We start from the raw sequence: 23,925 nt of genomic DNA on the forward strand, positions 1-23,925 counted from the left end.
GTTTTTTAATCGAAAACTGTCAGATAATTTATTGAAAAAAGTTGTTTACAAACAGTGTAAATGGTAGTAATATATCAAAAACGATAAATGACTTGAGAAAAATACAAAAATAACAATATTTACTTGAGAAACAAAAGTTAAAATCAAAATATCGTTGTGAATGACAAAAACATGGAAAGGACGGAACAGAACATGATTGAGAATAAGAGAGCGGAGAATACCGGATTATACGACCCAAGCTTTGAGCACGATAACTGTGGTATCGGTGCCGTTGTCAATATCAAGGGTATAAAGACACATGACACAGTGAACAATGCACTCAAGATTGTTGAGAATCTTGAGCACAGAGCAGGAAAGGACGCAGAGGGCAAGACCGGAGACGGTGTAGGTATACTCCTTCAGATATCACATAAGTTCTTCACCAAGGCTTTAGCAGAGCTTGGATATGACCTTGGAAAGGAAGGCGATTATGGAATAGGAATGTTCTTCTTTCCACAGAAGGAGCTGGCGCGCAAGCAGGCTATGAAAATGTTTGAGGTCATAGTGGAGAAGGAAGGACTGGAGTTCATTTGCTGGAGAGAGGTTCCTACAACACCTGGAATCCTTGGCAAGAAGGCAATAGATGTCATGCCATGCATCATGCAGGCATTCATCAGAAGACCTGAGACAGTGAAGGCCGGTATGGACTTCGACAGAAAGCTCTACTTCGTCAGACGAATATTTGAGGAGAGCAATGATGACACGTATGTTCCATCACTTTCCAGCAAGACTATAGTATATAAAGGAATGTTCCTTGTCGGTGAACTCAGAAAGTTCTACAACGACCTTCAGGATCCAGACTATGAGTCAGCTATAGGACTTGTTCATTCAAGATTTTCAACGAATACAACACCATCATGGCTCAGAGCTCATCCATACAGATATCTGTGCCACAACGGTGAGATCAATACAATAAGAGGAAATGAGGACAAGATGATCGCCCGTGAGGAGACTATGGAGTCGACCATCATGCAGGATGAGATGTACAAGGTTATGCCTGTTCTTGATCCGGATGGATCGGATTCAGCAAGACTTGACAATTGTCTTGAGTTCCTCGTACTGAATGGAATACCGCTTCCTATGGCTGTCATGATCACGATCCCTGAACCATGGGAGAACGACAGAGCCATGAGTCAGGAGAAGAAGGATTTCTATCAGTACTATGCAACCATGATGGAGCCTTGGGATGGTCCTGCTTCTATATTATTTACAGACGGTGAGCTCATGGGAGCAGTTCTTGATAGAAACGGACTGAGACCATCGAGATACTATATCACAGATGATGATTACCTTGTACTTTCATCAGAGGTCGGAGTTCTGGACGTAGATCCATCCAAGATCGTAAAGAAAGACCGACTCAGACCTGGCAAGATGCTTCTTGTCGACACAGTGAATGGACGTCTTATATCTGATGAGGAAATCAAGGAGAAATACGCGCTGGCAAAGCCTTACGGAGAGTGGGTAGACAGCAATCTTGTACATCTCGCTGATCTGAAGATTCCAAATATCAGAGTTCAGGAGTATACAGACGAGGAGAGAGCAAGACTTCAGAAGGCATTTGGATATACCTACGAGGATTTCAAGAATACCATATATCCTATGGCAGAGAAAGGTGCAGAGGCAATCAGTGCCATGGGTACTGATACACCACTTGCAGTTCTCTCGAACAGCCACAAGCCACTGTTCAACTTCTTCAAGCAGTTATTTGCACAGGTTACAAACCCACCTATCGATGCGATCAGAGAGGAAGTTGTCACATCCACATCGGTATATCTCGGAAAGGACGGAAACATCCTCGAGGAGAAGCCGGAGAACTGTCATGTGCTGAAGATCAACCATCCAATACTGACAAATACGGATCTTTTGAAGATCAAGAATATGAATGTTCCTGGCCTTAAGGTTGCGACACTTCCTATTCTTTATTATAAGAATACATCCATGGAGAAGGCTCTCGACAGACTGTTTATCGAGGCCGACAAGCTCTACAGGGACGGTGTAAATATCCTCATCCTCTCAGACAGAGGTGTGGATGAGAACCATGTTGCAATACCATCACTCCTTGCAGTATCAGCCATGCAGAAGCACCTGGTAAGAACTAAGAAGAGAACTGCGGTTGCGATCATCCTTGAGAGTGCTGATCCAAGAAACGTTCACCACTTTGCAACACTTCTCGGATATGGTGCATGTGCAGTCAATCCATATCTGGCAATAGAGACGATCAAGCAGATGGTAGATTCGCATCTGCTGAACAAGGATTTCAATGCGGCTGTCGATGATTACAACAGTGCAATATGCCACGGAATAGTAAAGATCGCATCCAAGATGGGTGTATCAACGATCCAGTCATACATGGGATCACAGATATTTGAGTGTATCGGTCTTTCAAAGGACGTTGTGGACAGATACTTTACAAATACAGTAAGCCGTGTTGGCGGTTCTGGTATAAAGGAGCTTGAGAAGACAGTTGATGATCTTCACTCATCAGCATTTGATCCGCTTGGACTTAACACAAACCTTGCCCTTACAAGCATCGGTGCACACAAGTTCAGAAGCGGCAAGGAGGAGCATCTGTACAATCCTGTCACGATACATCTTCTTCAGGAGGCAACAAGGCGCGGCGATTACAAGCTGTTCAAGCAGTACACAGCAGCGCTCCACGATGAGCAGAAGCCATTCCACCTTAGAGGTCTCATGGACTTCAAGTTTGCTGATAAGCCGGTTCCACTCGATGAGGTTGAACCAGCAAGTGAGATAGTCAAGAGATTCAAGACAGGTGCCATGAGCTACGGAAGTATATCACAGGAGGCACATGAGTGTATGGCCATCGCCATGAACGAGCTGGGCGGTAAGTCCAATTCAGGAGAGGGCGGCGAGTCGATAGAGAGACTTACGATCGGCAAGGATGGCAAGAATAGATGCTCAGCCATCAAGCAGGTAGCATCAGGAAGATTTGGCGTTACATCGAGATACCTTGTGAGTGCCAAGGAGATACAGATCAAGATGGCACAGGGAGCAAAGCCTGGAGAGGGCGGACATCTCCCTGGCGGAAAGGTATATCCATGGATCGCAAAGACAAGACTTTCAACACCGGGTGTAAGCCTTATCTCTCCACCACCACATCACGATATCTATTCGATAGAGGATCTTGCACAGCTCATCTACGACTGCAAGAATGCAAACCGTGATGCGAGAATATCAGTAAAGCTTGTGTCTGAGGCTGGTGTAGGTACAGTAGCGGCCGGTGTTGCAAAGGCCGGAGCACAGGTCATCCTGATCTCAGGTTATGACGGAGGAACAGGAGCAGCACCTAACAACTCCATCCATTACGCAGGACTCCCTTGGGAGCTTGGACTTGCAGAGACACATCAGACACTTATCATGAATGATCTCAGAAATAAGGTCATCCTTGAGGCAGACGGTAAGCTGATGACAGGCCGTGACGTTGCGATAGCTGCAATGCTAGGTGCAGAGGAATTTGGATTTGCAACAGCACCGCTTGTAACAATGGGTTGTGTCATGATGAGGGTATGTAACCTTGACACATGTCCTGTCGGAATAGCAACTCAGAACCCAGAACTCAGAAAGAGATTCAGAGGTAAGCCTGAGTACGTGAAGAACTTCATGCTGTTCATAGCAGAGGAGCTTCGAGAGTACATGAGCAAGCTCGGCGTCAGAACAGTCGATGAGCTGGTTGGACGTTCAGATCTCCTCATGAGCAGCGACAGAGCAGATGAGAGAAATGTCATCCTTGATAAGATAATTAACAATCCTTATATAGATATGCCACAGAACAAGGTAAAGTATCACGAGAAGAATGTCTATGACTTCCAGCTTGAGAAGACAGTAGATATGAGAATTCTCATGAAGAAGCTTGGACCTGCACTTGAGAAGGGACAGAAGAAGAGCGTTGAGCTTGATGTGGTCAACACAGACAGATCTGTTGGAACGATATTCGGTTCAGAGATCACAAAGAAGTACGGCGAGTCACTTGATGAGGACACATACATCGTCAAATGCAACGGCGCCGGCGGACAGAGCTTTGGAGCATTTATTCCAAAGGGACTTACACTTGAGCTGGTGGGCGACAGCAACGATTACTTCGGCAAGGGTCTGTCAGGTGGTAAGCTGATAGTTTATCCGCCTCGTTCAGTTAAGTACAAGCATGAGGATAACATCATCATAGGAAACGTTGCACTGTACGGTGCCACAAGTGGTAAGGCATTCATCAACGGTGTTGCCGGCGAGAGATTTGCAGTTCGTAACTCTGGTGCCACGGCGGTCGTTGAAGGTGTTGGCGATCACGGATGTGAGTACATGACAGGTGGTAAAGTAGTAGTCCTTGGAACAACAGGCAAGAACTTTGCAGCCGGAATGAGCGGTGGTATCGCATATGTACTTGATATGGGCAACGATCTGTACAAGAGACTTAACAAAGAGATGATATCCATAGAGGCTGTGACAGACAAGTACGAGGTGAGCGAGCTGAAGCAGCTCATCATGGATCATGTAAATTATACAAATTCAGAGATAGGCAAGAGGATTCTTGAGAACTTTGAGGGATATCTTCCAAAGTTCAAGAAGATCATACCAAAGGATTACAAGAAGATGATGAATATGATAGTTGCATTTGAGGAGAAGGGCCTGAGCCGCGAGAAGGCAGCTATCGAAGCATTCTACAAGGTTAAGAACGGAGGTAAGTAGGAATGGGAAAACCAACTGGATTTTTAGAATATGAGAGAAAGACAAGCGCAGAGCTTGCTCCTAAGGACAGAATCAAGAATTTCAATGAATTCCACACTCCGCTTAGCCGTGATGAGCAGAGAAAGCAGGCTGCAAGATGTATGGACTGTGGCGTTCCATTCTGCCAGGCAGGTATGAACATATGCGGAATGACATCGGGCTGTCCGCTGAACAACCTGATCCCAGAGTGGAATGATATGCTCTATAACGACAATCTTGAGCAGGCATTTGCAAGACTCAGCAAGACCAACTGTTTCCCTGAGTTTACAAGCCGTGTGTGCCCGGCTCTCTGTGAGAAGGCATGTACCTGTAACTTAAACGGTGATCCAGTGTCGGTCCGTGAGAACGAGAGAGCCATCATAGAGTATGCATTTGCAAATGACCTTGTAAATGATAAACAGCCAAAGGTTCACTCAGGCAAGAAGGTGGCAGTCATAGGTTCAGGTCCTTCGGGACTGGCCGTGGCAGACCAGCTGATCGGCAGAGGCCACGATGTGACTGTGTATGAGAGAAGTGACAGACCGGGTGGACTTCTCATGTATGGTATCCCAAACATGAAACTTGAGAAGCAGATCATAGACAGAAGAATAGATGTCATGAAGAAGAGAGGAATAAAGTTCGTACTGAACACAGAGGTTGCAACCGGAAAGGCATCTGCGAAGGCTGTGTGTCCGAAGGATGATCAGATGACAGGTTATCTTAAGAACAAGAACCTCAAGTATGTGAAGGCTGAGGATCTGCTCAAGGAATACGACGCAGTTGTGCTTGCCTGTGGTGCAACCAATCCAAGAGATATAAAAGCACCTGGAAGGGATGCAAAGGGAATCTACTTCGCTGTTGATTTCCTCAAGACTACGACAATGAGCCTTGTAAATTCGGGCTTTGCTGACAAGCAGTTCGTGAACTGTAAAGGCAAGAATGTTCTCGTCATCGGTGGTGGTGATACAGGAAATGACTGTGTGGGAACAGCAGTCCGTGAGGGCGCTGTCAGCGTTACACAGCTTGAGATGATGCCAAAGGCACCTGATACAAGAACACCAGACAATCCATGGCCAGAATGGCCGAAGATCTGCAAGACAGACTACGGTCAGCAGGAGGCAATAGCAGTATACGGACATGATCCTAGAATATATGAGACTACAGTCAAGGAATTCATTAAGGACAAGGACGGAAATGTCAAGGCAGCCAAGTGTGTGAAGCTCGATTGGAAGAAGGATCCTGAGACAGGAAGAATGACTATGACAGAGATAGAGGGAAGCGAGTATATCGTTGACTGTGATGTGGTACTCATCGCAGCCGGATTCCTCGGATGTCAGACATATGTGGCAGAGAGCTTTGGTGTGGAACTCAACGAGAGAACAAATGTCAAGACTCCATGTCCAAACTCATATACAACAAATGTTCCAAAGGTATTCGTAGCCGGAGACATGCACAGAGGACAGTCACTGGTCGTATGGGCCATCCGCGAAGGCCGCGAGGCCGCCATGGCAGTAGAAGAGCTGCTGCTCGGATACACTAATTTGCAGTAGGATATACAAAATAAAAAAAATATCCCTAACACCACAGATATTGAGGTGTTAGGGATATTTTATTCTTTAAAGCAGGTGGTTTACCGGCAGGTACATAGGAAGTCCATCCTTGTACTGAAGGGAAACCTCGCCGATTATAAGAGGTCTGAGATATGCTTCCATCTCAGGTGTGACGTCATTCTTCTCAGGTGTGATCCACTCAAGCGGAATTGTCTTAGCCTGGTTGGCGATGAGAGATACATTCTCAGGTTCAATGATCCACTGGTATGGATCGTTAGAAACTCGCTTGATCGTGGACATAACAGCAGTCATTCCCTCGGCGGCGTATTTTACAGCAGCCTGGCCAAGTGCAAATGACTCGTTGATATCTGTCCTTGAGGAAATATGCGCTGCACATCTCTGGAGAACATTGAGCTCGATGGAACGAACCTTTATATCCATTCTGTCCTTAACAAGACTCTCGAGAGCCTTGCCGGTTCCGCTGAGCTGGGCATGTCCGAACTTGTCTGCCACAGCAGAAGTTGCGCTGATGTAGTTGCCATCCTTATCATGTATACCCTCAGATACGGCCACGATGACACATCTTGAAGTCTTTAATACATTTTTGATGTCCTCTATAAACTGATCCTCATCGAAGTCTACCTCAGGAAGATATATGAGATGAGGAGCAGGACTGTAGTCATTTCTTGCCAGACAGGATGCAGCGGTGAGCCAGCCTGCATCACGGCCCATGATCTCCACGATGACAACACTTGGTATCTGGTAGATGTAAGTGTCGTGGGCAATCTCCAGCATGGTGGATGCAACATACTTGGCTGCAGAGCCAAATCCCGGAGTGTGGTCGGTATGGCACAGGTCATTGTCAATGGTCTTAGGGATGCCGACGATCTTCACATCCGATCCGATCTTCTTTGCATATTTGCTGAGTTTATCCACTGTATCCATAGAGTCGTTTCCGCCGATATAGAAGAATGCGGCAACCTGATATTCCTCAAATCTGTCAAATATTATCTCATAAGGTTTTGAGTCAACCTCAAAATCAGGAAGCTTGTATCTGCATGAGCCAAGGTACATTGCAGGGGAGAGCTCCAGAGTATTTACCAGAGGAAATTTTGAGAGGGCCATGAGGGACAGATCTATGAAATTATTGTCCAGCACTCCCTGGATCCCGTGAATTGCACCGTAAACTCTGGTGAATTTGTTGCTTTTCTTAACTCCGTCTATGACACCTGCCAGCGAAGCATTTATCGCTACGGTAGGACCTCCTGACTGAGCTACTATACAGTTATCTTTCATTTTGTAAATCTCCTTTGAAAGGTTTTATTTTATTCTGGACTGCGCAGGAGTATGGTTATCTTTTTGCGGCCATAAACCATAAGTGCGTCCTTGATTATATCTTTGTTGGCATCGGTTGTGTGTATCTCAACAGTGTCCAGAAGCTTTTCGACATATGAGCACCAGAGGTCATAGATGATCTTCTGGTTCTTCTCACTGACAGGCGGAAGTGCAGCCTTTGCCTTTTCCAGATCGCAGTCAGCATCTGTCATGTAAATGAATGAATCAGGTGTGAGTGCTTCCTCACCGTATGCTGCGACAAATATCTCTTCTGTCCTGACAAATCCACAGTCATACATCTCAACTATGAGATCGTGGATACATTCATCGATATTATCGAAATAGTGGTAGTAACGGAGCAGATGAGCCTGATTCTCGTCCTCGATGTCATCACGGTTTATCCAGTACCCCTTGCTCTGGCTCTGTTCCTCCCTGATAGCCTCTTCCTGCATGAGATCGAGATCTCTCAGTGCCTCCTCGCGCTTATCGGCAAGCTTTCTTCTGACATACACCACAGTCATGACTATGAGTGCAAGCAGAAATACTCCGAGCAATACGCCGAATAACATTTGTAAGCTGGTTTTATCCATTTGGTGAACACCTGCCTTTCATGTTTGGAAATAATTATAAATTCCCATAAGTATCTACATTCTAACACAGGTAAGATTGGTATTTCAAGAAGGCATATAATGTCAATTATAGTGGTTAAAGTTCACGTGAAAAATTCTTGCAAGAGATGTAAAGGTAAGGTATAATGTGCTCATAGCTGAGATGTATTAAGTCTCTTGTGATTTTGAACCTACATTTGAATAAACGGGATTCCTATATCATTGTTATTGAAGTCAAGCCTCGTTATATAAGTTCTAGTGGAAGGCAGATATACAATTGCGGTTGCCCACCTAGCGCTGCTAGGACTCAAAAGCAAGGGCGCATTTCAGTTTATTACACAAGATGAAGAAGCAGCATGTATATGCTGCTTTTTCTCTGTATGTGGATATATTTGCGGAGAAATGGAGACAGGGGAATGCGAATAGATCAGAGGAAGAAATGGTATCAGAAGATCAAATACAATAAGAATTTTAAGATAGTGAGTTTCATAACTATAATTCTGGTATGTGTTGTCGGATATATGATGATAACAGGTAAAAACAGAGTAGGCGAAGAGACTGATGATAACAACGATGGCAATTCAGTGGAGACCATAGTTATAGAAGCTCCGGATGATCCGGTGGGAGATTTGAAGCAATATGTTGAAGCCGACACGGACAGTACAGAGATCGCGGAGTATGACTACACAATTCAGGGAGCAGGAACTGTGGCTTCAAAGAAGAAAGAGGATAAAGGCAGCAGCTCGTCCGGCACCGACAGAACCAGCGGGGGCAGCGGCTATGGCGGATCGTCAGTAGTTATATCCGGTATGGAGAACAGTGTCAGAGTCATCCTGACAAATGGCGGAGATTATTATCAGAGCTATGTGGAATTTACCTGCAGTACAGGATTTAACGTGACGAGCGATGGCAAGAAGAAAACCTACAAGGCGGATGAATTTGTATCACTTGGCAGCGACAACAAGGCCTCATCCATCATAGTTGAGCCTGAGAGTTCGGATGGAATGATAACAGTATCGAGTCTCAGCAAATCAAGCGGCACCCCGAGGTATCACGGAGCCCTTGAGATAACAAAGGATTCGTCGGGATACATGATCATCAATCAGGTAGATATAGAACAGTATCTGTATGGGGTAGTGTCAAGTGAGGTTTCATCGAGCTACAGCCCGGAGGCACTCAAGGCTATGGCAATCTGTGCCAGAGGATTTACATATAGAAAGCTTGGAAGTAACTACAGGGGATACAATGCAGACCTTGATGACACAACATCGTGCCAGGTCTACAATAACTTCCCTGAGACGGGAAATTCCATAGATGCAGTCCAGTCCACATCCGGAATTGTACCTACATATAACGGAGAGATCATAAATGCTGTATATTTCTCAACATCGTGCGGAACGACTACCACGAGTGACCAGGTGTGGGGCGGAAGCATGCCATATACCTGTACACGTATTCAGAATACGGCGCTGGACATCCCATATTTCAGCGATGAAGCGGCATTCAGGGATTTCATGGATGGCAAGACAGACACAGATGTGGTTGAGAGAAATCTTCCTATGTACAGGTGGACGGTTACATACACAGAAGATGAGATGAGAAATGCGGTTGAGACCGGCCTTTCAAGATGCTCGGATGTGTCTGCGACATCGGTTGGCAAGATCAAGTCAATAATGGTGACGGGAAGAGATGACAGTGGACTTGTGAAGGAAGTTACGATAACAGGCGACAAGGGAAGCGTGGTAGTCAGCGGCCAGAGCAATATCCGAGTTCTGTTCGCCACGGATGGCAAGGCTATAACAGAGCAGGATGGATCAGAGCTCACGGGCTGGACAGGCGTTCCAAGTAATTTCTACTATGTAAAGAAGGATAATGACACAGGACTCTACACACTTAAGGGCGGCGGATACGGACATGGAGTCGGAATGAGTCAGAATGGTGCAAATGAACTGGCAAAGCTGGGATATACTGCAGCGCAGATAATAAGCCATTATTACAACGGAGCAGTTCTCAGTTCGGTTGAAAAGTAACGGAGAGAATCACTAATTATGAAGTTAAAGAAGCGCATAGTGCTCATATACCATAAAGTCAGATTGTTTATGGCAGAGATGAATAAGGATCAGGTGGCGGCATTTGCGGCACAGTCTGCTTTTTTCCTGCTGCTGTCACTGTTTCCACTGGCGATGACGCTGCTTACATTTGTCAAATATCTGCCATTCACAGAGACCCAGGTGTTGGATATAATAAAGGAACTGTTCCCGAAGGAGATCAATTCCAATTTTGAATTCATGTTTGCAGAGATTTTCAACAGCAAGAGCTCATTGCTTGCCACCACAGCAACCATATTGCTCACAGTGTGGTCGGCGTCAAAGGGAACAATGGCTATAGGCCGCGGACTCACTTTCATGGCAGGCAAGGAGGACAGCGTCAATTATTTCCTCAGAAGAGCGATACACACTCTGTATACATTGATATTCTGTGTGATGCTGGTGGCGGTTATGGTCATATATATCCTCGGCGATGTAGTTGTGTCAAAAATGCTGGTGCGGCTGGATTCGGTGGAGAGATTCCAACTGGTGGATACCGTTGCGAATATCCTGTCGATCGTCAAGATAGCATTTGCCCCTACGGTTTTGTTTGGGGTTATGATCGTGGCATACTGGGCATTGCCGGTTGAGCGGGTGAGGATCAAGACCGCTGTGCCGGGAGCTGCATTTACGACCATACTCTGGATGCTTTTGTCATTTGGCGTATCAAGCTATATCAATATAGTGGGAATCAACACATATATGTATGGAAGCCTTGCAAGTGTGATATTGCTTGCGCTGTGGCTTTACATGTGTATGTACGTCATGCTGATAGGCGCGGAGATCAACAAATTCATGGATAATGGAATCCGGGGAATAAGAAGGCGTGCGCACAAGGCCGGGCGTAAGAAGAGACGACTTGAGAGGAAGAAAAAGCGTGCGGAGAAGAGGCGGATGCGAAAAAATCGACATTTAAAGATGGACGAAGAAGTTGATGTAGAAGTAGATAAATGAAATAAAAGCCTCCTATTCTGGTGGAGTGGCAATTGATATTTTGGTAACTAAGGGGGCAGTCACAGCAAGTCTAGCAACAGGGTATACATTGTCTACGCTTCTTTCAGATATAATAAGTAACTATGGAAGTACTGATATTAGGTCTGCTGGTATTGAAAACTGGGGGTATAGATTTAAATATGTAACAAATAGCAGTAAAGATGGATTTGATATTTATTTACTTACGTATAATAGTAAAGGAAGACTTGCAGATACAAAGAAAATAAAGAGTGAAAGATATAAAGCGATTTTGATATAAAAAGGAGAAAATATATGAGAGAAAAAAAAGCTATACTTCTGTTAGTGCTTAGTGCATGTTTGTTTGCAATCGATTTTATCTTAAAAGGAGATTTTGGTAAGGTGATGTTTTATATAATCTTATTGATAGGCTGGATATTACTTTTGGCATCAATTGCTTTACAAATAAAGAAAAAGAAACGGGAAGATGATTAAATAGGAGTATGGTACTCGTAAGGTTTATTTTCACAATCAAGTTATATAATATTTCTGAAAATTGAATTGTTGTTGATCATGACAGTATGACAAAAAAGATGTTGACTAACACCCACATGTAGGTATATTATCTCTACAGGCAGTGACGATGCAAAAGATACGTATGTCACCATCAGAGAGACCGGGTCAGCGGCTGAAAGCCAGGTCAGGTAAGAGTGCGTATTTAATTTCACATCAGAGCCACCACGGCTGAAGGATTGAAGATATCTGTTTTATCAGATGACAGATGTTGGTCTGTGTAGGTTGTGGCGTGTGACGTGCGACAAACGTCTAATGAGAGTCAGACATGGACAAGATACATAGAGTGTCTGGAATCAGGGTGGTAACGCGGATATAATTCGTCCCTAGTATGTATAACATGCTAGGGACTTTTGCGTTTACAGGGTGACAAGCGGCTGCGATGCGCGAGCTTGCTCGCATGCATCAGCAGACATTTGTCACCCGCGCGCGACATGAAACACGGAGCCCGGGAGGGCGGAGTGTGAATGCCGTGCAGGGATTGAGAGAGCGCGCAGCGCGGAGCAATCCCAGTAAACGCCAAAAAGAGGAATGAGCGCATAGCCCGATAGGGCGGAGCGCGAATTACTGTAGGAATTGCGGGAGCCGAGAGCGGAGCAATTTCGAGACTTATACACTAAGCAGAACACTAAATAGAAATGTATAAAAATCCCTAGAAATAGAAAAAGGAGAAACACGATGAGAGACAAGTTGGAAGCCATAAAGGCAGAGGCTCTTGCCAAGATCGAGAGCGCAGAGGTTGTATCGACACTTAACGATGTGAAGGTGGCGATACTCGGTAAGAAGGGAGAACTCACACAGGTTCTCAAAAGCATGAAGGATGTAGCACCGGAGGATAGACCAAAGGTAGGCCAGATGGTAAATGAGGCGCGTCAGGCCATCGAGACAGCCCTTGATGAGAAGACAAAGTCCATCAACAGGGCACTCCGTGCAGAGAAGATGAAGAGAGAGACCATAGATGTAACTCTTCCAGGAGTGAAGAAGCTTACAGGACACAGACATCCAAACCAGATAGCACTTGAAGATCTGGAGAGAGTATTCATCGGTATGGGTTACGAGATAGTTGAGGGACCAGAGGTAGAGTATGACAAGTACAACTTTGAGCTGCTGAACATTCCTGCAAATCACCCTGCAAAGGATGAGCAGGATACATTCTATGTTACAAAGGATATCCTCCTTCGTACACAGACATCACCTGTTCAGGCAAGAATCATGGAGAAGGGCAATCTTCCGATCAGAATCCTCTCACCTGGACGAGTATTCAGAGCTGATGAGGTAGATGCAACACATTCACCATCGTTCCATCAGGTAGAGGGACTTGTAATAGATAAGGGAATCACCATGGCTGACCTCAAGGGAACACTGGCGCAGTGGGCAAAGGAGTTCTTCGGTGAGAACACAAAGGTCAAGTTCAGACCTCACCACTTCCCATTCACAGAGCCTTCAGCAGAGTGTGATATCACATGCTTCAAGTGCGGCGGCAAGGGATGCCGAGTATGTAAGGGCAGCGGCTGGATAGAGATCCTTGGCTGTGGTATGGTTCATCCAAAGGTTCTCCGCGACTGTGGAATAGATCCTGAGGTATATTCAGGATTTGCATTTGGAATCGGACTTGAGAGAGTAACACTTCTCAAGTATGAGATAGATGACATGAGACTTCTCTACGAGAACGACATGAGATTCTTAGACCAGTTTTAAGTATGTGTCAAGTTTTCTGTGAAAACTTGACATGCAGCTCCAGCCATTTGCCGAAGGCAAATTTTGCATGGCTGGAGTTCAATGATAAATAGGAGGACAAATAGATGAATACACCAATTTCATGGATAAAGGCATATGTTCCTGATCTGGACGTGACAGCTCAGGAGTTTGTAGACGCCATGACTCTCTCAGGATCACATGTAGAGGGTTACGAACAGAAGGATAAGAATCTTGACAAGATTGTTGTCGGCAAGATTCTCACTATGGAGAAGCATCCGGATGCGGACAAGCTTGTAGTATGTCAGGTAGATGTTGGACAGGCGGAGCCTCTTCAGATCGTGACCGGAGCAAAGAATGTAAAGGTCAATGATCTCATCCCACTTGTACTTGACGGTGGTAAGGTTGCGGCAGCACACGGCGACAACAATGAGTACCCTGACGGAATCAAGATCAAGAAGGGCAAGCTCAGAGGCGTTGAGTCAAATGGTATGATGTGCGGTATAGAGGAGCTTGGTTCATCAAGAGACTTCTATCCGGAAGCACCGGAGGATGGCGTGTATGTATTCCCGGTGGAGTCAGGTGTGAAGCCGGGCGATGACGCTGTGAAGGCACTTGGACTTGACGATGTTGTTGTCGAATACGAGATCACATCCAACAGAGTTGATTGTTTCTCAATGATCGGTATGGCAAGAGAGGCAGCAGCTACATTTGACAAGTCATTTTACCCACCAGTGGTAACAAAGACAGGAAATGACGAGGACGTCAATGACTATATATCAGTAGAGGTAAAGGATCCTGACCTCTGCCCTAGATACACAGCAAGGGTTGTCAAGAACCTGAAGATCGGACCTTCACCAAAGTGGATGCAGCAGAGACTTGCTTCACAGGGAATCCGTTCGATCAACAACCTTGTCGATATAACAAACTACGTTATGGAAGAGTACGGACAGCCAATGCACGCATATGATCTCAGCACCATAGCCGGCAACAAGATCGTTGTTCGCCGTGCAAATGACGGAGATACATTTGTAACACTTGATGGACAGGAGAGAAAGCTCGACCATGACGTTCTGATGATCTGTGACGGTGAGAAGGAGATCGGTATCGCCGGAATCATGGGCGGCGAGAATTCCATGGTAACAGACAGTATCGATACACTGCTCTTTGAGGCAGCTTGCTTCGATGGAACAAATATCAGACTTTCATCGAGAAGAATTGGACTTGCAACTGATGCGGCAGCCAAGTTCACAAAGGGACTTGATCCAAATCTTGCAATGGAGGCAATAGACAGGGCATGTCAGCTCATCGAGGAGATGGGCGCAGGTGAGGTAGTCGGCGGAGCTGTTGACGTGTATCCAAATCCTGTACAGGACAAGAAGCTTCCATTTGAGCCTGACAAGATGAATGCGCTTCTCGGAACAGAGGTTGAGCCTGAGAAGATGCTGTACTACTTCGGCAGACTTGGTCTCACATACGATGCAGAGACAAACACTCTGGATGTGCCAAGCTTCAGACAGGATCTGAACTGCATGGCAGATCTGGCAGAGGAGGTTGCAAGATTCTACGGATACGACAACATTCCTGTATCACTTCCAAGAGGTGAGGCAACAGTTGGTAAGCTCCCATACGACCAGATGATCAATGCCATCGCAAGGGATGTCCTTGAGGCAAATGGTTTCTCGGGCGGTATGTGCTACTCATTCGAGAGCCCTAAGGTATTTGACAAGCTGCTCCTGCCTGCTGACAGCGAGTTCAGAAAGACAGTTACAATAGCAAATCCTCTCGGTGAGGACTTCAGTATCATGAGAACAGTATCACTGAACGGTGTTCTCACATCACTGGCAACAAATTATAATAGAAAGAACAAGATCGCAAGACTTTATGAGTTCGGAAATGTATACCTTCCAAAGTCACTTCCACTCACAGAGCTTCCAGAGGAGAGAATGAAGCTGACTATCGGTATGTATGGTCAGGGAGATTTCTTTGATCTCAAGGGAGTTCTCGAGGAGCTTACAGACAAGGTTGGACTTAAGGGTCAGGTGACATACGAGCCTGAGTCGGAGTACACATTCCTTCATCCGGGCCGTCAGGCAAAGCTCAAGAAGGGCAACCTGACAATTGGATTTATCGGACAGGTACATCCTGAGGTATGTGACAACTACAACCTTAAGGGGGAGGTATATGTTGCAGTTATAGATATGCCTACACTGGTTATGCTGTCAAGCTTCGACATCAAGTATGAAGGAATTGCAAAGTTCCCTGGAAGTACAAGAGATCTGAGTCTTGTTGTGGACAAGGAAATATTTGTCGGACAGATAGAGGAAGTCATAAAGAAATGTGGCGGCAAGCTGCTTGAGAGCTACAAGCTCTTCGATGTATACGAGGGTGAGCAGATCGCAAAGGGCAAGAAGTCAGTGGCTTACACAATGACATTCCGTGCTAAGGATAGAACACTTGAGACATCAGAGGTCGATGGAATCATTGCCAAGATCCTCAAGGAGCTCGGCAAGCTCGGAATCGAGATCAGAGCGTAATAGTTGATAACCACTGCCGGGAAGCCGCATGTGGTGTAGATCTGGTTTAGCATGATCGATATTATATATTTTAAATACCACCTGGTAACAGATCGTAAATGAGGTGTACCCCAGAAGGTCTGTTACCGGGTGGTATTTTTATGTTGAACGCTGAGAGGCGGGATGGTAAGGTATGTAAAAGGATTTTTACACTGTATCCGGGGCAAGGACAAAGCCTTTTGATGGAAAATATGTGATATGGGTGTTAGCATTTGCTCAGATAGAGAACTCAGAGTGATTGATAAAGGAGGTAAAAGAGGAAAAAACATGGAGATTGGAAATAAGATAAAGGAAGCGAGAAATGGAGCTGGGTTAACCCAGGATCAGGCTGCTGAGAAGATTATGGTTTCGAGGCAGACGATATCCAACTGGGAAAATGGAGTTTCCCATAGTTAAAGATACAACACCAAAGATAACGAATCCACGCTTATATGATACTGCATGAAAAAAGGTACTTGATAAAAGCAATGAAGCGCAATATCAAGTACCTTTTTGATTTGTTTTTTACATGGTTATTAAGAAAATTACTCTTATTCCGAGGTCCTCAATCGTTCCACCACAGTTCCCTTGTTAAAGAAGTGGAGAACGATCAGCGGAATAACCGCAGCCAGCAGCAGATAAAGCACACCAATGACCAGAACAGGAACCAATGTGATATTCATAGTGAAGAACCACATAGATGGCGAGTTCAAGACATTTTCCAGCACCGTCACAGTAAGCAGCAGCGCAACCACTCCACCAATGATGTCTGCACCAGCGGCATAGTAGACGCCTTCATAAACCATCAGCCTTTGAAGCTGGCGATTTGTCATACCGATACTCTGCATAGTCGCAAACTCATGGCGGCGGGTGATAATATTGGTGATAATCATATTTGTAAAGTTAATCAGTCCTACTAAAGCCATGATACAGCCAATCAGACTGCCTACAACCAGAACCATACTTGCAACAGAATTTAATTGTTCTTTCAGTAATTTTGTTGAGGTATAGGTAACAGAGGGGTTCTTTTCAACATAACTGCTCAAAAATTCCTCCATTTGCGGCTGTAAGGAATCATCCATATTAAATCCATAACTCAGCAGAGTTGGAGTCGTGTAAATCTGTTTGAACAGAGTGTCCGGCAAATACACAAAGGGCGCATCGCCACCAATATTCCTCATAGCCGTAGTTGTTGACGGCGTTTCGTCCTCAGTTCCAACGGTACAGGCTTTTGCAAGAATTCTGCAGGTTTTGACTAACTCGCCATCCCTGTAAAAAGAAATACTGTCGCCAATCTGTAACTGTTCTGTTAGGGGCGTACTTTTCGGACCACCACTCAGTCGGTCTAACCCTTCTCCAATAATGACATATTCTCCAGTTAGCATTTTTGGTTTCAGTACATTAGGATCTGTTTCTCCAGCATAAATCATCATATCCGCCCAAAAATGTTCGGAAGCGCCAAAAACATTTCCAAAGAAAAGATTTTCTGCATCCGGGGCAGTCTTCATATTATAATTTCCAAAGGCTTTGCGGAGGCTACCGTCCTGATCTTCATAGGTTGAGGTACACTCCAGTCCCTCAAAACCATAATCAACCAGCACGTTACTGTCATCTGCGGTATTGCGATAAAGATACCGTTCTTCTTCCAGACCGTCCTGCTCACGGATCATATCTACCACTTGCTGTGGAAGTGCATCTTCGTGATGTCTAAAGCCTTCCAAAGCATTGGCTGCAATCGAATTATAGACGGTAAAATCTGTTTTCGTTGTGCGGGTAATCCACTTTTCTTCATCAATGCTCTGTGTCACAATAATCATAGTGTTGAACAGAACGATACACAAAAGCATAGAAACAACGATGAATACACAGCGGCGTCTATTGCGTCCCAAGTTGGAAAATGCCATATGGGAGAGTTTTGCACCTCTGGTTCGTGTAACGGTTTTCTTTTTATAATCATCCTGCTCCGTATAGCGGATCGCCTCCATGGGAGATACTTTTGCGGCCTTTTTGGCTGGTTTGCGGGTACTGATAAATACCGTCAGAATCGTAAACAAGGCAGCTATAATAAATAACACGGGGGAGGTCGATGTCTGCAAACTTGTCGCAGAATACTCATAGCTAAAAAGTTCCATTACTACCGGAAGCAACGCCCGGCCTGCAAAGAACCCGGCAATTAAACCAATAGGCAGCCCAATCAGGGTCAGCCATACCGCCTGCCGATTGACGATGTTTTTAATTTGCCGCGTAGAAGCACCAATCATCCGCAGTAAGCCATATTGCCGAACATCCTGCATAACGGAAATATCAAAAATATTATAAATCAGCAAATAGCCGCACAATACAAACATCAGCACAAATACTACGGCAAATAAGATGGACTCCGGAGAAATCATGGCTTTCCCCATCTGGTTTTCAACAGAGAGGATAAAGTTATCAGCAGACATATCCTTTGGATTGCCGCCAATAGAGTAGACAAAGTTATCCATCTGCTCCTGAATGTTCGTCTTGTCTTTCAGCACAACGTCAGAAAAAGTAACCCCTGAGATTTCTCCATCCACTGCGCGGGTATTTTTCACTACATCTGGATTATCTTTTACAAACTGCTCTGAGAGAACCGCCACGCTGACCATATCGTTGCTTGCTTCCCACCAACCGGAAAGCACCATATCATAATGGTAGGTTTTTCCACGAATTTCAAATTCCAGAGGAACTTCTGCTCCAATCTCCGGTTCCACACCAAGGGCTTTCAAAGCCAGTTCGGTAGTAGCAATTTCATTTGCCTTTTCCGGTGCTGAACCATGCGTTGGCACACAGAATGTAAGTTCCTGCTGTATGCTATCAGCATAGTTTAATTCAACAGAATGACCCAGGGCATTGCTTGCATATCCAATCATCCGCCGATGACCTGCCTGCTCCACAAAATCACTGTTTTTCAGTTGCTCAAACTGTTCCTCGGTCATGTACCCAAAGGTTCCATCTGCCTTACTGCCTTTCTGCATCTGCATAGAGAGCTGCATGGAGGATACCATGTTAAATACCAGTGAAGTGATGGATGTAAACAAAAATGCTGTCAGAACGATCGCAAGAATCGCCGCCAGATTACGAACCTTATTTTTTTTGAAATATTGTTTAGACAGCCGCTTGATGGTTTTTGTGTTATTATTGCCAAATAGAATGTCATTCATAGTCCCGCCCCCTTTACTGCACGATCTTGCCATCCTCAATCCGAATGATACGGTCGGCAAGCTGGGCAATCTCATTATTATGAGTAATCATCACGATGGTTTGGTGGAATTTCTGACTTGTGGTTTTCAAAAGCCCCAGCACATCGGCGCTGGTCTTGCTGTCCAGGTTGCCGGTGGGTTCATCAGCCAAAACAATAGAGGGCTTTGACACCAAGGCGCGGGCAATGGCTACGCGCTGCTGCTGACCGCCGGAGAGGTTATTGGGCATATTGTTCAGCTTATCCTCCAGCCCCAGCATCTGAACAACTTCGTTCATAAACGTCTTGTCCACCTTGTTTCCGTCCAGCTCCACAGGCAGCACGATATTTTCATAGACATTCAGCACCGGAACCAGATTGTAGTTCTGGAAGATGAAGCCAATCTTTCTCCTACGGAAGATGGTAAGCTGCTCATCTTTCAATGTTGAGAGTTCACGTCCATCCACAATAACCTTGCCAGAGGTCGGCACATCCAATCCACCAATCATATTCAGCAGTGTAGATTTACCGCTGCCGGAGGTTCCTACGATGGCAACAAAATCGCCCTTTTCAATGGAGAGGGTCACACCATCCAAGGCTCTGGTAATGTTCGGTTTTGCGCCATAATATTTTTTTAGTTCAGTCGTTTGCAAAATGCTCATAAAGAACACCATCCTTTCTTTTTGATAAATCCATTATAACGACCAAACCTCACAGAAATGTCACAGCCGACATAATAAATCGCCCTGAAATGTCACAATCCTGTGATATTTCAAAAAACAGGTTATTCATGTGGAAGAAAAACGGAGAATGTTGAGCCTGTTCCTACTTGGGAAGTGACTTGTATATAACCGTTCTGCAAGCTAATAATTTCCCTTGCGAGATACAGCCCAATGCCGATTCCCTCTATATCGTGGACATCTTCTTCCCGATAAAAGCGCCTAAAAATTGCTCCCTGCTGGTTTTCGGGAATACCTTTGCCGGTATCGGTAATGCTGACTTTCAGGTGCATTTCCCAGCTTTCAACGCAAACACGGATAGAACCGTACTCCGGCGTGTACTTAACTGCATTATCCAATATGTTAAATAAGGCTTCTGCTGTCCATTTGCGGTCATGGGAAACAACCAATGTTTCCGGGCAGTTTACTTCAACTTGTATGTGCTTTCTTTCAGCGCTCATAAAAATACTGCCCAGCGCCATAGCAAGAGTATCATAGATGGGCTGCTGTTTCTTTTCAAGTGAGATAACGCCAGTTTCAAGTCGGGAAGTTTTTATCATAGCCTGCATTAAGAAATCCAGTTTATCAAGCTGTGTGCCACTGGCAAGTAGAAATTCCCGCTGTTTATCCTGTGGCACTTCTTGTTCTAATAAGGTGGCATTTATCATTTTTAAGTTTGATATTGGTGTCTTTACCTGATGAGAAATATCGGAAATCAATTCCTGTAAGTCAGCTCGTTCACTGGCAACGCTGTTTTTGCTTTCCTGCATAACCTCATAAAGGCGCACCAGCCGATGATTGATTTTATAAAACAGGTTTTCTTCTTCGGCAACCTGTGATATATCTATTTTTCCATTCATCATTTCGTCTAAGGTGCAGCAAAGCATTTCAGAAAACAAAGTCAGCTTTCGCCGTATCAGTATCACAAAAGCAGTAACACAAAGTAGAAAAAGCAGACAAAACGCCATGCTACAAAATACCACAGACATTTCTTTTGTCAGGATATATAGAACTGAAAACATGACCACGGATAAAAGTAAAATGGTAGTTGCCAGTATTATGCAGACTTTATTTAAGGAGAGTTTTTTTGAAATCATTTTTGCGCTCCTCCAATCCACATATAGCCCATACCATAAACGGTTTTGATGTAGGAATGCCGGTTCGTTTCAATTTTACTGCGGATGCGGCTGATCGTTGTGGTAAGTGCGTGTTCATCCACATAATTTTCATCTGCATCCCACAGCTTTTCAAGCAATACCTGACGTGTTAGGACAGTTTGTGAGTTTCTTGTTAGCACTTTTAATAAACGATATTCCAACGACGTAAGGGTAATCGGCTGTCCTGCGAGACACGCTGACAATTCGGAAAAATTGATATACAAATTCCCGTCATCGTAGAAATCGCCGCCGGATTGTGCTGAAATGCGGTTCAGTAAAGCAGATACTTTCTTTTGGAACACGCTGATAGGAAAGGGCTTTGTTACATAATCATCTGCGCCCAGTTCAAATCCTTTCAGCATATCGCTTTCCATATCATTTGCGGTTAGAAAAATCACGACGGTATCAGGACGGCGTTCTTTTACCTCACGGCATATATCAAACCCGTTCCCATCTGGCAGATTGACATCCAAAACGATTAAATCATAATCCTGTTTTTCAAGAAATCTTATGGCAACAGCCTTTGACATAGCCCCATCCACGGAATATCCGACAGCCGACAGATTATAGCTTAATGTCTTATTCAAAAGCTGGTCATCTTCAACAACCAGTATTCGCATAGTATCACATCCTTTTTCTTTTTATAGTATCAGCAAAATGTCACAGAAACCTAACAACGAGAAAAAAATTTAGTATTCAGTCAGTTCCACAATTACATTACTCTGCTGATACAGCCAGTCCGTAAATTCTTTCGGGCTGGCCGTTCCTGTTTTTACAGCCTTTTTTCTCTGTAAGGCTTCTTTCTTAAAGTCGGAAAAGGCAGCCTGTATTTTTTCCAGACGGTCAGCCGGAAAGCCTGCGGTATTTTTTACCCGGTTTATTTTGTTGCGCCAGTTCTGGCATTCATTTTTATAAAGCAGGTCATAGTTATTTTCTCTTGCCCTCTCGTCAAATTCACGCTTGTTTTGAAGCGCCTGTGCTTTTCGGCACTTGTCGCTGCACAGCTCATACCGCTGGCTCTTTGCCAGAAAATATTTTCCACAGACCTTGCACCGCCGGAAGCAAAGCCCCCAGTCATTCAGCCTGTTCAGATAATAGGTAATCAACGGGTAGAGGGACGCATAGGCAGACACACATTCTTCTGTGCGCCGGTTGTCCGGGAACCAGAGGTCAAGCCGGGTATCTTCTGACGGTGCGCCTTTGAAATAAAGGCTGCCAGCTTGAAAATGTTTCGGTTTTCCTGTCTCCCTGTCAAAGCTCATGGCTTCGTTATGGAATACCCCGGTCAGGCTGCTCATTTTATCCATGAAGCGGTCACAGGCAGCGTTACGGTCACGGGGTTCTCTGGCAAGCAGATAGCTGTTCCAGATACGGAACGCCACATACATTTCCAGAGGGTCATTGCTAAGATATTTTTCCCAGAGAAATTCGCTTGCCGCCTGCTCCAGCTCCGGCTGTTTCCATCGGTTGGAGTGGAGGGCTTGCCGCAGCGGAGAAAGCCCGTATAAGTTCCAGTCTCTGTCCGTGTCACGCTCAAAGTTTATCAAAAAAGTTCCCAGCGGGCGTGTCATATCACAAAGCACCTCTGCGTTTTGGCTCCCGTTCAGCCGGAAGCGGATCTGCTGTTCTTCCCCAATCAAAATCCGCTCTTTCATTTTCTTCCTGTCCAGCGTCAGGACAAACAAAATCCTCTCAAAACATGGCTCATGCCGTATAAACTGATTCTCCATCCCTATCCCCTGCCTTTGTTTATGGTAATTATATAATTTAGTTATATCAATTACACTCATGGTATCGCAGAAGCATTGTTTTGTCAAGGATAGTCCGCTATGATGATTGCAGTTGGTAATTTCGTACCACACAGTACCTTGACAAGTGAATGACCGTCCAAAAGGGATATGACCGGCAGGAGAAGTGACGCATCCGGCGCACCAATGCAGGGAAACACCGCAGGAATGGGGCAGGAAAACGGCTTTGGGGGAGAACGGCAACAGGAAGCATTTTAACCTATTTGATTTATGGGAGGAACAGAATGAACGATAAAAAGAGATTGAACAGCTACGAGGATTTACCGCTGGTTCTGGATGTGGCGGACATTCAGCGGATTATGGGAATTTCAAGAGCGAGCGCCTATGAGCTGGTACACACACCCAGCTTTCCGGCGTTCCGCAGGGGCAGGCTTATCAATGTCAGCAAAATTGCTTTCTTTGAATGGATGGCAAAAGGCTCCGAAACCGTACTGAGAAGCGACAAATAAGCGTGAGGTATTATCCCCTGACTGCAATACTGCCGCACTTTCCAAAGGGGCATACAGAGGGAAAAAACCTTAAAAATGATACCGAAACGCTACACCAAAACAGCCTATCTGCGTACATCAGATAGAAACGGAGAAAGGAGCCGGTTATGGCAAGAATGAGCAACAAGCGGCGGTTGGAATGGTCTTTCTTCTTAAATGACCGCAGCCGTATCACTTACAACGAACTGTGCCGGAAATGCCAGCACGAATGTAAACAGAGCTTCCGGGCGGTTGTGGTTGACTGCCTGAAGTATCTTTCCAAGCGTTCCAAGAAAAAGGACAAGACTGCCGGAAACGGCAAAATCCCTTAGGAACTAAGGGCGCACTTCTATACATAGTCTAAAGACCATGTATCGTGCGTCCTGCGGAGCTTACCTCTGCCGCTGATAAAATCAGCAGTCCGAGGTCTGCGTTCGCTTCGCTCCGACAAGGTGGCTAC

18 protein-coding genes are annotated in these 23,925 nt (G+C 45.2%); 11 read left to right on the top strand and 7 right to left on the bottom strand.

What is annotated here, in order from left to right:
- The first annotated feature begins 192 nt into the window (after positions 1-192).
- Positions 193-4,740 carry a glutamate synthase large subunit gene (gltB, locus tag OCV54_RS09625; RefSeq protein ID WP_055143913.1) on the top strand — a complete coding sequence of 1,516 codons (4,548 nt, stop codon included), beginning with the start codon at positions 193-195 and terminating at the stop codon, positions 4,738-4,740.
- 2 nt (positions 4,741-4,742) lie between these two features.
- Positions 4,743-6,308 (top strand): glutamate synthase subunit beta, encoded by a 1,566-nt coding sequence (locus OCV54_RS09630; RefSeq protein ID WP_055223742.1) that lies wholly within the window; start codon positions 4,743-4,745, stop codon positions 6,306-6,308.
- 66 nt (positions 6,309-6,374) lie between these two features.
- Here the strand turns inward: OCV54_RS09630 and OCV54_RS09635 are convergent, their stop codons facing one another.
- The gene (locus OCV54_RS09635; RefSeq protein ID WP_055223744.1) at positions 6,375-7,604 is read right to left on the bottom strand and encodes a 6-phosphofructokinase; all 1,230 of its coding nucleotides are present in this window, start codon (positions 7,602-7,604) and stop codon (positions 6,375-6,377) included.
- A gap of 29 nt (positions 7,605-7,633) precedes the next feature.
- Positions 7,634-8,233 carry a hypothetical protein gene (locus OCV54_RS09640; protein ID WP_133300860.1) on the bottom strand — a complete coding sequence of 200 codons (600 nt, stop codon included), beginning with the start codon at positions 8,231-8,233 and terminating at the stop codon, positions 7,634-7,636.
- Between the two features lie 398 nt (positions 8,234-8,631).
- On the opposite strand from OCV54_RS09640, the gene OCV54_RS09645 reads away from it, so the two are divergent.
- From OCV54_RS09645 to OCV54_RS14655, 7 genes are all read left to right on the top strand, one after another.
- Positions 8,632-10,281, top strand: coding sequence for a SpoIID/LytB domain-containing protein (locus OCV54_RS09645; RefSeq protein WP_262563283.1), 1,650 nt, complete (start codon positions 8,632-8,634; stop codon positions 10,279-10,281).
- Between the two features lie 69 nt (positions 10,282-10,350).
- Positions 10,351-11,292: a YihY/virulence factor BrkB family protein gene (locus OCV54_RS09650; protein WP_262563284.1), complete on the top strand. Its 942-nt coding sequence runs from the start codon at positions 10,351-10,353 to the stop codon at positions 11,290-11,292.
- Between the two features lie 25 nt (positions 11,293-11,317).
- The gene (locus OCV54_RS09655; protein ID WP_156327918.1) at positions 11,318-11,590 is read left to right on the top strand and encodes a hypothetical protein; all 273 of its coding nucleotides are present in this window, start codon (positions 11,318-11,320) and stop codon (positions 11,588-11,590) included.
- A 14-nt stretch (positions 11,591-11,604) separates the two neighbouring features.
- The gene (locus OCV54_RS09660; protein WP_015533216.1) at positions 11,605-11,784 is read left to right on the top strand and encodes a hypothetical protein; all 180 of its coding nucleotides are present in this window, start codon (positions 11,605-11,607) and stop codon (positions 11,782-11,784) included.
- A 756-nt stretch (positions 11,785-12,540) separates the two neighbouring features.
- Positions 12,541-13,560, top strand: coding sequence for a phenylalanine--tRNA ligase subunit alpha (gene pheS / locus OCV54_RS09665; RefSeq protein ID WP_015533215.1), 1,020 nt, complete (start codon positions 12,541-12,543; stop codon positions 13,558-13,560).
- Between the two features lie 104 nt (positions 13,561-13,664).
- Positions 13,665-16,094 carry a phenylalanine--tRNA ligase subunit beta gene (gene pheT / locus OCV54_RS09670; RefSeq protein WP_022217145.1) on the top strand — a complete coding sequence of 810 codons (2,430 nt, stop codon included), beginning with the start codon at positions 13,665-13,667 and terminating at the stop codon, positions 16,092-16,094.
- 237 nt (positions 16,095-16,331) lie between these two features.
- The gene (locus tag OCV54_RS14655) at positions 16,332-16,529 is read left to right on the top strand and encodes a helix-turn-helix transcriptional regulator (RefSeq protein ID WP_317233054.1); all 198 of its coding nucleotides are present in this window, start codon (positions 16,332-16,334) and stop codon (positions 16,527-16,529) included.
- 134 nt (positions 16,530-16,663) lie between these two features.
- On the opposite strand, the gene OCV54_RS09680 is transcribed toward OCV54_RS14655, so the two are convergent.
- From OCV54_RS09680 to OCV54_RS09700, 5 genes are all read right to left on the bottom strand, one after another.
- The gene (locus OCV54_RS09680) at positions 16,664-19,297 is read right to left on the bottom strand and encodes an ABC transporter permease (RefSeq protein WP_055223746.1); all 2,634 of its coding nucleotides are present in this window, start codon (positions 19,295-19,297) and stop codon (positions 16,664-16,666) included.
- Between the two features lie 13 nt (positions 19,298-19,310).
- The gene (locus tag OCV54_RS09685; protein ID WP_055223748.1) at positions 19,311-19,976 is read right to left on the bottom strand and encodes an ABC transporter ATP-binding protein; all 666 of its coding nucleotides are present in this window, start codon (positions 19,974-19,976) and stop codon (positions 19,311-19,313) included.
- 122 nt (positions 19,977-20,098) lie between these two features.
- Positions 20,099-21,130: a sensor histidine kinase gene (locus tag OCV54_RS09690; RefSeq protein WP_055223750.1), complete on the bottom strand. Its 1,032-nt coding sequence runs from the start codon at positions 21,128-21,130 to the stop codon at positions 20,099-20,101.
- On the bottom strand, positions 21,127-21,810 hold the full coding sequence (locus OCV54_RS09695) for a response regulator transcription factor (RefSeq protein ID WP_055223752.1): 684 nt from the start codon (positions 21,808-21,810) through the stop codon (positions 21,127-21,129). The genes OCV54_RS09690 and OCV54_RS09695 overlap by 4 nt, the downstream gene beginning before the upstream one ends.
- A gap of 69 nt (positions 21,811-21,879) precedes the next feature.
- Positions 21,880-22,920: a DUF6076 domain-containing protein gene (locus OCV54_RS09700; RefSeq protein WP_055223754.1), complete on the bottom strand. Its 1,041-nt coding sequence runs from the start codon at positions 22,918-22,920 to the stop codon at positions 21,880-21,882.
- A gap of 302 nt (positions 22,921-23,222) precedes the next feature.
- On the opposite strand from OCV54_RS09700, the gene OCV54_RS09705 reads away from it, so the two are divergent.
- Both OCV54_RS09705 and OCV54_RS09710 read left to right on the top strand, forming a co-directional pair.
- Positions 23,223-23,447 carry a helix-turn-helix domain-containing protein gene (locus OCV54_RS09705; RefSeq protein WP_055223756.1) on the top strand — a complete coding sequence of 75 codons (225 nt, stop codon included), beginning with the start codon at positions 23,223-23,225 and terminating at the stop codon, positions 23,445-23,447.
- Between the two features lie 146 nt (positions 23,448-23,593).
- Complete coding sequence (locus OCV54_RS09710; protein WP_082419760.1) at positions 23,594-23,797, top strand: hypothetical protein; 204 nt, start codon at positions 23,594-23,596, stop codon at positions 23,795-23,797.
- Positions 23,798-23,925 lie beyond the last annotated feature (128 nt).

This window comes from Coprococcus aceti (assembly GCF_025567285.1).
In the GTDB taxonomy this organism is placed as follows: Bacteria; Bacillota; Clostridia; order Lachnospirales; family Lachnospiraceae; genus Coprococcus; species Coprococcus aceti.